10 protein-coding genes are annotated in these 12,473 nt (G+C 36.2%); 4 read left to right on the top strand and 6 right to left on the bottom strand.

What is annotated here, in order from left to right:
• Positions 1-187: 187 nt before the first annotated feature.
• Positions 188-544 carry a YgzB family protein gene (locus ACUN28_RS26865; RefSeq protein ID WP_000025063.1) on the top strand — a complete coding sequence of 119 codons (357 nt, stop codon included), beginning with the start codon at positions 188-190 and terminating at the stop codon, positions 542-544.
• A gap of 224 nt (positions 545-768) precedes the next feature.
• Here the strand turns inward: ACUN28_RS26865 and perR are convergent, their stop codons facing one another.
• The 6 genes from perR to ACUN28_RS26895 all read right to left on the bottom strand — a co-directional run bounded on the left by perR (position 769) and on the right by ACUN28_RS26895 (position 5,060).
• Entirely contained in the window at positions 769-1,197 is a 429-nt protein-coding gene (perR, locus tag ACUN28_RS26870; protein ID WP_000237831.1) for a peroxide-responsive transcriptional repressor PerR, read from the bottom strand.
• A 298-nt stretch (positions 1,198-1,495) separates the two neighbouring features.
• On the bottom strand, positions 1,496-1,951 hold the full coding sequence (gene bcp, locus ACUN28_RS26875; RefSeq protein ID WP_016089407.1) for a thioredoxin-dependent thiol peroxidase: 456 nt from the start codon (positions 1,949-1,951) through the stop codon (positions 1,496-1,498).
• Between the two features lie 44 nt (positions 1,952-1,995).
• Positions 1,996-2,400 carry a potassium channel family protein gene (locus tag ACUN28_RS26880; RefSeq protein ID WP_016089408.1) on the bottom strand — a complete coding sequence of 135 codons (405 nt, stop codon included), beginning with the start codon at positions 2,398-2,400 and terminating at the stop codon, positions 1,996-1,998.
• 72 nt (positions 2,401-2,472) lie between these two features.
• Complete coding sequence (locus ACUN28_RS26885) at positions 2,473-3,258, bottom strand: ABC transporter permease (protein WP_016089409.1); 786 nt, start codon at positions 3,256-3,258, stop codon at positions 2,473-2,475.
• Positions 3,259-3,262: 4 nt separating this feature from the next.
• Positions 3,263-4,054, bottom strand: coding sequence for an ABC transporter permease (locus ACUN28_RS26890; protein ID WP_000521523.1), 792 nt, complete (start codon positions 4,052-4,054; stop codon positions 3,263-3,265).
• Complete coding sequence (locus ACUN28_RS26895) at positions 4,047-5,060, bottom strand: ABC transporter ATP-binding protein (RefSeq protein WP_016089410.1); 1,014 nt, start codon at positions 5,058-5,060, stop codon at positions 4,047-4,049. Before ACUN28_RS26895 ends, ACUN28_RS26890 begins: the two co-directional genes overlap by 8 nt.
• 127 nt (positions 5,061-5,187) lie before the next feature.
• On the opposite strand from ACUN28_RS26895, the gene hemL reads away from it, so the two are divergent.
• The 3 genes from hemL to ACUN28_RS26910 all read left to right on the top strand — a co-directional run bounded on the left by hemL (position 5,188) and on the right by ACUN28_RS26910 (position 12,470).
• Positions 5,188-6,486, top strand: a complete 1,299-nt coding sequence (gene hemL / locus ACUN28_RS26900) for a glutamate-1-semialdehyde-2,1-aminomutase (RefSeq protein WP_016089411.1) — start codon at positions 5,188-5,190, stop codon at positions 6,484-6,486.
• A 200-nt stretch (positions 6,487-6,686) separates the two neighbouring features.
• Complete coding sequence (locus ACUN28_RS26905; RefSeq protein ID WP_016089412.1) at positions 6,687-11,123, top strand: glutamate synthase-related protein; 4,437 nt, start codon at positions 6,687-6,689, stop codon at positions 11,121-11,123.
• Between the two features lie 258 nt (positions 11,124-11,381).
• Entirely contained in the window at positions 11,382-12,470 is a 1,089-nt protein-coding gene (locus ACUN28_RS26910) for an aromatic acid exporter family protein (RefSeq protein WP_016089413.1), read from the top strand.
• The last annotated feature ends 3 nt before the right edge of the window (positions 12,471-12,473 follow it).

The raw sequence follows: 12,473 nt of genomic DNA on the forward strand, positions 1-12,473 counted from the left end.
GTCAATACTTTTTATAAAAAAATTTCACATCCCGTTAAAAGTTTAAAAACATGTTCTAAAAACCATTATAGCCTCCCGTCATTCTTCATCATACTCCACATTTCATATCTCATCGCTTTATCACATTTATGAACGAGTGAAAATTCTAAATTTTATGTTATATTATTGTTATAGGAGTGTGATGCAAATGAGCATTAAGTATTCAAACAAAATCAATAAAATCCGGACCTTTGCATTAAGTTTAGTATTTATCGGCCTCTTCATTGCATATTTAGGAGTCTTTTTCCGTGAAAACATTATTATTATGACAACATTTATGATGGTTGGCTTTTTAGCTGTTATCGCTAGTACTGTTGTTTACTTTTGGATTGGCATGTTATCTACTAAAACTGTACAAATTATTTGTCCAAGCTGCGATAAGCCAACAAAAATGCTCGGTCGTGTCGACGCATGTATGCATTGCAATCAACCTTTAACAATGGATCGGAATCTAGAAGGAAAAGAATTTGATGAGAAATATAATAAGAAGAGCTATAAATCATAAGTATATATGAGGACAGCGAGTAAAATGTATCCTTACAAAAACTAAAGAGGTTTCAAATTATTAAAAAGGTGATTTCTTAACCAAGAAATCACCTTTTATATTTGTCCTTAATTAAGTTAGGTTCTTCACTTAACATTTTAAATCCTCCTGAACCTAACGTAATTCCCATATATAATAAAGAAAGAGGTCGACGTAAAGCCGTCAGCCTCTTTCTTTATTATATATTACGCCTTATGACACTCTGGACAAACGCCATAAATTTCTAAGCGATGGCTATTAATAACGAAGCCTGTCGTTTTCGCAGCTTCTTCTTCAAGCTGTTCCAAGCCCCCATAAGGAAAATCAACAATCTTACCACATTTTTCGCAAATCACATGATAATGTTGACTTGTAACATAATCAAATCTACTTGAAGCGTCTCCATAAGTTAATTCCTTTACAAGTCCAACCTCTTTAAACACACGTAAGTTATTATAGACAGTTGCAACACTCATATTTGGAAACTTACCTTCTAATGCTTTATAAATGTCATCCGCTGTTGGGTGCGTCATTGATTCCACAAGGTACTCTAAAATAGCATGACGCTGTGGAGTAATGCGTACACCCGTATTTTTCAGCATTTCTAGCGCTTCTTTTAATTCTTCTTTGACCACCGTCATGCACCCCGATTCTATACGGATTATTATTTTATAATTCTTATAAAGAGTGTACTCCTTTTCTTATAAATCGTCAATATTTCTACTATAAGTATGTGGTTTATTTTTGTATATAGCCTTATTCTTATGTATCTTTCCCCATTTCCTATACATTTACATAGAAAAAAAGTGCGACATAATCGCACTTGGAATACTATCATCTGAGGAGGTATGCCCTACACTTCACTTTATGTAACACAGTAAAATATGTATAGACACTTGCCTTACTTTTACATATTTTATCTCCACCATAGATTTACTTTATATAAGAAAGAACATCTTCAATATGTCCCTTCACTTTCACTTTACGCCATTCTTTTACAAGCTCACCATCTTTATTAATAAGGAATGTAGAACGCTCGATTCCCATGTACTCTTTCCCAAAGTTCTTTTTCAACTTCCAAACATCGTATAATTCTGCTACTTTATGATCCTCGTCTACTAAAAGTGTAAATGGAAGTTCATGCTTCTCAATAAATTTCAAATGTCTATTTGCCGGATCCGGACTCACTCCAAGAATAACCGTATCCTTCTCTTGAAATAATCCATAAGCATCACGGAAATCACACGCTTCGGTTGTACACCCTGGAGTCATATCTTTCGGATAAAAATATAGAACTACATTTTTACCACGAAAATCAGCTAAGCGAATTTGTTCCCCGTTACTTCCCTCTAATGTAAATTCTGGAGCCATTTCTCCTACTGTGATCATTGTTATCACTCCTACTCTTTTCTTTTACTATATCAAATGCTATCCTATTTTTCATTGTCTATTACAGACCTCATCACAAAAGCAAACGGTAATGTATATCCAATTAGCGCTTCCGCAATTGCAATCCATCTCCCAATTCCAATCGGAGATATATCACCATATCCAACAGACAATAAAGTAACCGCGCTAAAATATAAACAAATTTCTACAAGTTGAAAAGAGTGAGCGTTCAAGCTTTCTCCATCCTCTTTCAAAACTGCAAAACCCATTTCCTCTAATACAACGTAACTTAATCCAAACGCAATTAGTACAGTTGTATAAATCAAAAATAATGTGGCTAAATTATACAGCGAAAAAAAACGCGTTGAATCTGAATAGGAACTCCATAACAATTGGACACTCTTCAAAATAGCTATCGTTGCAAGTAATAGAATAAATCCCCATAACATGTCCTCCACCTCATTTTATATGTATGAGACGGCCATTGGATTTATCCCTTAGAAACAAACAAGCTTCTATAATTAATTCCCAGCACCACGGTACCTTTTTACCCCTTGATTCCAAAGAGTAATTGCAATCGTAAAACAGATAACACCAACGAATGGTGTTGCAAATGCATAGCTATTCCACTCTGTTTTTCTTAAAAAGTATGCTGCCGGATACACTCCGACAAACGCAAATGGTAAAACAAACGTTAAAATGAAGCGAATCACACGGTTATAAATATTCACAGGATAGCGACCATAGTTACCTATGTTATACATTAGCGGCATAATTGAACTTTTCGCATCCGACCAAAAACCAAGACTCGCAAGCGTAACAAATATCCCTCCATATACAAGTGCTCCTCCACCTACCATCAGTAAGAATAAGAAGAAATCGTACCAGTAAAAAGATAATTGTAACTCCACAGCTGCGTAGCCCATTACAATCATTCCTGTAATCGCTCCAATTAAAGATTCAAGTTCCATTCTTTCTAATATAATTTGAAATAAACTATGAATCGGTCTCGTTAATATACGGTCCATTTCCCCTTTAATAATGTAACGATCATTAAAGTCCCATATGTTAAAGAAAGCCGAGAAAATGGCAAACGGTACTAAAAAGAAACCATAAATAAAGATTACTTCTTCTCTACTCCAGCCTTTTAATGCTTGTGTATGTCCAAATACAACGAGAATAAAGATTAAATTAACAGCCTGTAGTGATAAATCAGAAAGTAATCCAACGATAAAATCGCCCCGATACTCCAATTTTGTTTTTATATATTGGCTTGCATATTGCAAAAATAGGTTTATATATATCATCTCATCATCCCCCCTGTACAATTAGACGTTTTCTCGCCGTTCTCCACATGAGTACAATTGGAATAATAAGTACAATTGCCCAAATTACTTGGAATAATAATGCCTCATACAATTTACTTCCTTGTATACCTTCTGAAAAAATCATACTCGGAATATAACTAATGGCCTGAAACGGTAAAAATACCATTGCCTTCTGGGCCCATAACGGATAAAAACTAATTGGTAATAATAGACCTGAAAATAAATCAATAACAACACGTTTTGCATACATAATTCCACTATTATTAAATAGGAAGAACGTGAGCATTCCCGTCATTAAATTAATTTGTGTATTAATAATAAAACTAAATATTAAAGATAAGAAGAAATATAACCACGTTTGAAAATTCGTTGTAATTTGCAATGAAAATAATAAGGTAACGATAACCATGCCTGGAATTGAAAAGAAGGCAAAACGAAATATTCCTTCACCAAGACCTTGCATCACTTTCATGCCTAAATAGTTATATGGACGAATCAGTTCTACCGCTACACGTCCTTCTTGAATCTCCATCGCAATTTCCCTGTCTATATTATTAAAATAAAAGGCACGTGCCATCCACGCAATTGCAATATACGTAGTCATTTGCGAAATAGATAAACTTTCAATATTCTCTTTTCCACTATAAATTGCTTGCCACAAAAAATAATACGCACCGATATTAATTGTATAAATTAAAATCCCGCTATAATAGTTTGTACGATACGCAAGCATCATTAAAAAGCGAATCCGAATCATTTCAATGTACTTACCCATGTTTAATACCTTCTTCATAAATGTTACGAATAATTTCCTCTGTAGACACTTCGTTAATTTTTAAATCTTTAATTTGAAAGGCTTGTACTACTTTAGAAATAAGCATTGAAATGATAACTTCTTCATTCGGTATTTTTGCAACCCACGCGTTTTCCTCTTTCGCTTTCGACCAAACGACATGACTATCTGGCATAACCATTGATAAAGCCTGATAGGAAACTGGTGCAATAAATTGAAAATGTATTTCCTTCTCTGCTCCCCACTGCATACGAAGATTATTTAAAGAACCGTCATACATAATATTTCCTTCATCCAGCATGATAACGCGCTCACATAAAGCTTCAATATCAGTAATATCATGGGTTGTTAATAAAATTGTTGTTTTATAACGTTCATTCATTTCTTTTAAAAATTCACGTATTTTCAATTTCACAAGTACATCTAACCCAATGGTTGGTTCATCTAAAAATAATAACGGCGGATTATGAATTAATGCTGCCGCTAATTCACAACGCATTCTTTGACCTAGAGATAACTTTCGAACTGGCTTATCTAATAAAGGACCAATATCTAACGTTTCAATCACGTGCTCCATATGCTCTTTATACTGAGCGTCTGATACACCGTACACTTTTTTTAATAAACGAAACGATTCTTGTACAGCAATATCCCACCAAAGCTGTGAGCGTTGCCCAAAAACAACACCAATTGTTCTTACAAATTCTTCTCTCTGCTTATGTGGATTCATCCCGTTTACTAAAATTTCTCCTGATGTCGGAGTCAAAATTCCAGTAAGCATTTTAATTGTCGTTGATTTACCGGCACCGTTCTCACCAATATACCCAACCATTTCACCTTGTTTTACAGTAAACGATACATCATTTACTGCTGGTACTATTTTATAATTACGATTTAATAAATCGCGAAATGCACCCTTTAAACCCGGACGACTTGAATAGGCTGTAAATTCTTTACGTAACCCTTGTACCTCAATTACCGATTTCATAATCGGACCCCCTTCCTAAATGTCACAACGAATAGTTTACCCAACTGCCTTCTCTATCACAAACAATACGTCTTTTCGAAAAACATGTTAGAATAATACATAGATTTTTGTAAGGAGATGAATTGTAGTGAAATTCACAAAATCAGAAGCATTACATAAAGAAGCTTTAGAACATATCGTTGGCGGCGTTAATAGTCCTTCTCGTTCTTTTAAAGCAGTTGGCGGCGGCGCTCCTGTTGCTATGGAACGCGGAAAAGGTGCTTATTTCTGGGATGTAGACGGAAATAAATATATCGATTATTTAGCAGCATACGGTCCTATTATTACTGGACATGCTCACCCGCACATCACAAAAGCAATTACAACAGCTGCTGAAAATGGTGTACTTTACGGAACACCAACAGCGCTAGAAGTAAAATTTGCAAAAATGTTAAAAGAAGCAATGCCTGCATTAGATAAAGTCCGCTTCGTAAACTCTGGTACTGAATCAGTAATGACAACAATTCGTGTCGCTCGTGCTTACACAGGCCGCACAAAAATTATGAAATTTGCTGGTTGTTACCACGGTCATTCTGATTTAGTACTTGTAGCAGCTGGATCTGGTCCTTCTACGCTAGGAACTCCTGACTCAGCCGGTGTACCACAAAGTATCGCTCAAGAAGTTATTACCGTTCCATTTAATAATGTAGAAACTTTAAAAGAAGCACTAGATAAATGGGGACATGAAGTAGCAGCTATCCTTGTAGAACCAATCGTTGGAAACTTCGGTATTGTAGAGCCTAAACCAGGATTCCTTGAAAAAGTAAATGAACTTGTTCACGAAGCTGGTGCACTAGTAATTTACGACGAAGTTATTACTGCTTTCCGCTTTATGTACGGTGGTGCTCAAGACTTACTTGGCGTAACCCCAGACTTAACAGCGCTTGGTAAAGTTATTGGCGGCGGACTTCCAATCGGTGCTTACGGTGGTAAGAAAGAAATTATGGAACAAGTTGCCCCGCTAGGACCTGCATATCAAGCTGGTACAATGGCAGGAAATCCTGCTTCTATGGCATCTGGTATTGCTTGTCTAGAAGTTCTTCAACAAGAAGGGCTTTATGAGAAATTAGATGAACTTGGTGCAATGCTTGAAAAAGGAATTTTAGAGCAAGCAGCAAAACATAATATCGATATTACATTAAACCGTCTAAAAGGTGCTTTAACTGTATACTTCACAACAAATACAATTGAAGATTACGATGCAGCACAAGATACAGATGGTGAAATGTTCGGTAGATTCTTCAAGCTTATGCTTCAAGAAGGTATTAACTTAGCACCTTCTAAATATGAGGCATGGTTCTTAACGACAGAACATACAAAAGAAGATATTGAATATACAATTGAAGCTGTAGGTAGAGCATTTGCTGCTTTAGCAGATAATAAATAATCCCTATAATGAAAAGGAAAAAAGAAAGCACATCTTTCTTTTTTCCTTTTTTCTATTTCATAAATCCCTTATTAATAGTATAATTATTCATAATTATCTGTTTTATTTTTCTTTTATATCCTTACTATCTTTGTATACAAGGCTGTTCATGCCTTAAATAGTAAGATTATTCAAACTTTAATAAGAGGGGGGATTGACGGATGCTCAATAAAACAAATACATGGACACCGTCTTTATTTCGAGATTATAGAAATGCAGAACATGATGCGTGTGGAATCGTTTCCGTTATGGAGAAACGAAAAATTGCTACGAAAGAGAACATTGATCTTTGCATACAATCACTCGTCAAAATGAATCATAGAGCTGGTTTCATTAATGGTGAAGGAGATGGTATCGGAATTCACGTTGATGTCCCAAAAGCACTTTGGAATGAGAAGCTGAAAAATAACGGATACAATCCAACGATTGTGGATCATCCCCACTTTATCGTTGGACATTTTTTTCTAAATAAAAAAGAAAATATTGCTACTTTAAAAAATTATATTCGTATGCAATTAAATAACGAAAATTTCACTATTATTTTTGAAAGTGATGATGTAATAAATTCCGATGCACTCGGCCCACTTGGTAAACAAGAAGAACCTTTATTTTGGCAAGTTGCCCTTATCGCAGAAAATGAAGTTCAAAATATTGAGCGAACATTATTTTCTGTAACGATAAAAATAGAGGAAAACGAAGCGATTCATGTTGCTTCATTAAGTCGTAATCATGTTGTATATAAAGTTCTAGGTGCTGGCGATACACTTGTTGCCTATTACAACGATTTACAACACCCACTTATCGCTTCAACTATGACGCTAGGACATAACCGTTATTCTACTAATACATTATCTAATTTTTTTCGTGTACAACCATTTAGCATCCTTGGACATAATGGTGAAATTAACACAATTGCAAAATTACGCGATCAAGCTGACATGATTCATGTTCCACTTACTGCTGGGGGCAGTGACTCCCAAGATTTAAACCGCACCTTAGAAACTCTACTTGTTCAATACGACTACAGTTTATTTGAAGCAATGGATATACTATTCCCACCAATTATTAATGAAATTAAACTTTATGAACCGCATTTACAAGATTTATATACGTATATACGTGAAGCATGGGGGCATTTCGCACAAGGGCCAGCTGGCATTATTTCACGTTATAAAGATGAAGCTGTTTTCAGTGTCGACTCCCTTGGACTGCGACCAGTATGGAAAGTGGAAACAGAGAGTTCTTATATTTTCTCTTCTGAACCTGGAGTTGTATCACCAACTGAATATGTAGCCGAACCAAAACCACTCGCTCCTGGAGAAAAGGTCGGATTAAAATGGAATGAACGAGATGAACTTGTTCTTTATGAATATGACAAATACCAAACCCAAGTATACAACCGTTTTAAAGAGCGAATTGATACTAAAGATTATCATTTAAATTTATCTATCCCTAAAACAGAAGAAATTCAGGGATTATGTGATTCTGTCCAAGTTGAAACAAAACAATACGTTGCTTTCGGATGGGACCGAGAACATATTCAGCTTCTTGAACAGATGGCAACAAAAGGCGTTGAGCCAATTCGCTCACTGGGGCATGATTCACCACTTGCTGCACTCGATACTGATAGACGAAATATCGCTGACTTCATTAAGGAAAGTGTAGCCGTTGTTACAAATCCAGCAATCGATCGCGATCGAGAGGTCGAACACTTCTCCACACGAACGATACTTGGAGAGCGCCCAAGTTTATTAAGTGGTGCTAAACAGCCATTTGTAGTTGAGATGCTTTCTCCAATTATTTTAGAAGGAAGTGTAGCACAATCTATCACAGAGGAATTACACACAATTACGTACGAACAACTTATACAGCTATTCAATACTCATAGCTCTATCGCTACAATTTCTGCTACGTTCAGTCCGACAGAAACTTTACAATGCGCCTTAAATCGAATTAGTTCTGAAGCGATAACAGCCGTGAACGATGGGGCTTCCCTACTATTAATAGACGATGCCAACGCTCATCTAAATGAACGGTTATGGATTGATCCGCATTTAGTTACCGCTAAAGTACATCAAGTATTAAGCGAAAATAAATTACGCCGAAACTGTTCTCTCGTTATACGTTCTGGTGCCCTTCGCTCCTTACACGATATCGTCACACTGTATGGATTAGGAGCAGATAGTATTAATCCATATTTATTATTTGCAACCGTCAATGATGGGACAAAAACACCAATTATGAATTTGTATAATGCTCTTAATAAAGGACTGGAAAAAGTCATTTCAACAATTGGAATTCATGAATTGCGTGGTTACGGTCGTCTCTATTCCTCTATCGGATTGCATGAGGAAATCGCAAATATATTACAAATTACGAATTTCTTCGGTTCAAATGATTTAGCTTTTTCGCTTGAATCACTTGCTGAAGATGCACAAATGCGAGCGGATGATTATAACAATCCTAAAATTAGAATGCGAAAATCTTTTCACATATTTCCGCGAATTTGGAAAGCAATTGGCGATGTCGCAAAAGGCAACTCTTATGATGATTACCGTGACAAGTTAAGTGAATTAGAAGAAAATAACCCAATCGCAATTAGACACCTTATTCAAACGAAACAAACAAAACAGGTAGTTCCAACTGAAGATGTGTCCATCGGTATCCGCAATCATGATTTACCATTTATTATTAGTTCCATGTCATTCGGTTCTCAAAATGAAGTTGCCTTTCGTGCATATGCAGAAGCGGCCGATCAGCTAAATATGATTAGTTTGAACGGTGAAGGCGGCGAAATTAAAGATATGATCGGAAAATACCCACATACACGTGGACAACAAATTGCGTCCGGACGATTTGGCGTAAACGCCGAACTACTAAATTCATCAAACTTAATTGAAATAAAAATCGGGCAAGGGGCAAAGCCTGGTGAAGGTGGACATTTGCCAGGTTCAAAAGTAACAGCCAAAATCGCTGAAGCACGTAATGCTACAATTGGCTCAGATTTAATTTCACCTTCTAACAACCATGATATTTATTCAATTGAAGATTTAGCTCAAATGATTACAGAAATTAAAACGGCTAATCAACTTGCAAAAGTAGCTGTAAAAGTCCCTGTCGTCCCTAACATTGGAACAATTGCTGTCGGTATCGCAAAAGCTGGTGCTGATTTTATTAACATTAGCGGATTTGATGGTGGTACAGGTGCTGCACGCATTCACGCATTGCAACATGTAGGCCTTCCTGTAGAAATTGGGGTTAAAGCTGCTCATAATGCTTTACTAGAAGCCGATATGAGGCATAACGTAGAGATTTGGGCTGATGGTGGTATTCGAAGTGTAAATGACGCCTTAAAAATCATGCTCCTTGGAGCAAACCGCATCGGATTTGGCACATTATCAATGATTGCAATCGGCTGTACAACTTGCCGCGGATGTCACCTAGATACTTGTCACGTTGGCATCGCAACACAAATCGAGTCTGAGGCTCAGGCGAAAGAACACGGATTACGCCGCTTCGTCCCACGCGAATTAGAAAGTGCCGTTGCTGGATTATTACATTTATTCACCACTTTTGGCGTAGAACTAAAACGATTAACAGGAAATCTTGGTTATACAAATTTACAAGACATTGTTGGGCGTTCCGATTTATTAGAGCAAGTTCGAGGCAAAAATTCATTAAACTTATGTAATTTACTACAAACGATAAAACATCCATCTGTTACAAAAACAGAATATGTACTGGAAAAACAATTTGAAACAGTTCATTCCCCTCACTCAAAAGAATTAGTGGGCGTCGGCGTAGAGCAACGCGTTATGGGTGGTCTAGAATCTTGCTATCGCGTTCGTAGTAAATTATATGAAGACACAAAACTTGAACCACTTACATTAAAGTATACGAATGGCTCTATTCCTGGAAATGGATTAGGCGCTTACAATAGTGAGAACTTATTTATACACGTAAATGGCGGTGCACAAGATGGTATTGGTAAAACCTCCTTTGGTGGTGGTATTTATATAACGAAAGCAAAAGGAAAAGACGGCATATATTATAACGGTTCTGTCGGAAAAGGTTTTGGATACGGCGCACAAAAAGGATCCCTATACGTTCAAGGTAACGCTGATGCTCGCGCTGGCATTCGCCTCTCTGGAGCAGACATGATAATTGGAGGGCGAATAACAAAGCCACTCCGTGAAAAAGAACAAGGGAATATAGGTGCATACTCTAATATTAAAGGGTTCGCTTTTGAATATATGACAAATGGGCGAGCGCTTGTTTTAGGGGATCCCGGTCCATGGATCTGTGCTGGTATGACTGGCGGTGTTGTTTATTTACGTCATGATGCAAGCCTTGGTTTAACAGAACAGGCCTTAAAAAGAAGAATCGCAAAAGGGGCAAATGTTACATTACAATCAATTAGTAAAAATGGTGTGCAAGATGTGACTGAGTTATTGCTAGATTATATTCGTGTATTAAATGAGCATGAGCAATATGAGGAAGTTGCTTTATTAACACCGTTACTCGATGATATGCAGCACCAGTTTTTTGAAATTATCCCGAAAAAAGAGCAGGCTGATCCATCTATCTCGACAGAGTGATATACCTCATTTTCATTTTCAAGAAAAAATTGACGAAGTACACTTCTCATAGTAATCTATAATAACAATTTGAAACCTGCTGAAATTCAGCAGGTTTTTTTACTAAAAATTGATGTTTAAAAAAAATTAGGAAAAATTATAAATGAATCTTAATTTCTTATTAACGTCACTAAAATATCACTTGCTAACATATTGTAATGAATGTATAGTATCATGTTGTACATTCATTATGACAAGAGAAAGGATCTTATTAAGGGTATGAAACTTGGTGCTCGCATTTTAAAAACGGGTATTGCCATCACATTAGCTTTATTTGCTTGTATTTTACTTCAATTACCGAGTCCGGTATTTGCGGGAATCTCAGCTATCTTCGCTGTTCAACCGTCTGTATACCGTTCGTATTTAACTGCACTTGAACAAATTCAAGCAAACGTCATTGGCGCGATATTCGCTATCGTATTTGCTACTGCTTTTGGACATAATCCTTTTATTATTGGATTAACATGTATATTAGTAATTGCTCTTACACTGCAATTACGATTAGAAAACACAATATCAATTGCTTTAGTAACAGTTATCGCCATTATGGAGTATCAGGGCGAAGATTTCTTTAGTTTTGCCTTACTTCGCTTTGCGACGATTATGATTGGGATTATTGCAGCTTCACTTGTAAATTTAGTGTTTATGCCGCCAAAATACGAAACAAAGCTATATCATCGTATCGTTGATAATACAGAAGAAATTGTAAAATGGATTCGAATGAATAGCAGGCAAGCTTCTGATTTTACAACGCTAAAAACTGATATTGATCGTATGAAAGAAAAAATGATCAAACTAAACCATTACTATTTGCTGTATAAAGAAGAAAGAAGCTACACGAAAAAAGTAAAGTTCGCAAAAATTCGTAAGCTCGTTTTATTCAGACAAATGTTAGCGACGACAAGCCGTGCTTTAAGTACGTTAAAATCATTACATCGTACTGAAAATGAACTGCGCTATATGCCAGAAGAATTTCAGGAATCTATCCAAAACGAACTTGATTCATTAACGCATTATCATGAACAAGTTTTATTAAAATTTATTGGTAAAGCAAAAAAACAACAATCCGTTGAAATGCTTGATGAAGTTGAAACAGGTAAACAAGAATTAATTGATATCTTTATGGATTATCAAAACAAAGACGATGAGGAAGCGTATAAAACATGGCTACACCTCTTCCCTCTTATTTCTGCCATTATTAACTATAGTGAAGAAGTAGAGCATTTAGATTTACTTGTGGATAGCTTCTACACATACCATAAACCAGAAGCAGAACTCCAAATCGACGATAAAAAAGAAGACGAATAAAGA

The organism is Bacillus sp. WC2507, assembly GCF_052656125.1.

Coding starts and splice junctions, on each gene's coding strand:
- ACUN28_RS26890 (WP_000521523.1), bottom strand. CDS start 4,054: ATGGGTAAGTACATTGAAATGATTCGGATTCGCTTTTTAATGATGCTT.
- ACUN28_RS26910 (WP_016089413.1), top strand. CDS start 11,382: ATGAAACTTGGTGCTCGCATTTTAAAAACGGGTATTGCCATCACATTA.
- ACUN28_RS26895 (WP_016089410.1), bottom strand. CDS start 5,060: ATGAAATCGGTAATTGAGGTACAAGGGTTACGTAAAGAATTTACAGCC.
- ACUN28_RS26880 (WP_016089408.1), bottom strand. CDS start 2,400: ATGTTATGGGGATTTATTCTATTACTTGCAACGATAGCTATTTTGAAG.
- ACUN28_RS26865 (WP_000025063.1), top strand. CDS start 188: ATGAGCATTAAGTATTCAAACAAAATCAATAAAATCCGGACCTTTGCA.
- bcp (WP_016089407.1), bottom strand. CDS start 1,951: ATGATCACAGTAGGAGAAATGGCTCCAGAATTTACATTAGAGGGAAGT.
- ACUN28_RS26905 (WP_016089412.1), top strand. CDS start 6,687: ATGCTCAATAAAACAAATACATGGACACCGTCTTTATTTCGAGATTAT.
- ACUN28_RS26885 (WP_016089409.1), bottom strand. CDS start 3,258: ATGATATATATAAACCTATTTTTGCAATATGCAAGCCAATATATAAAA.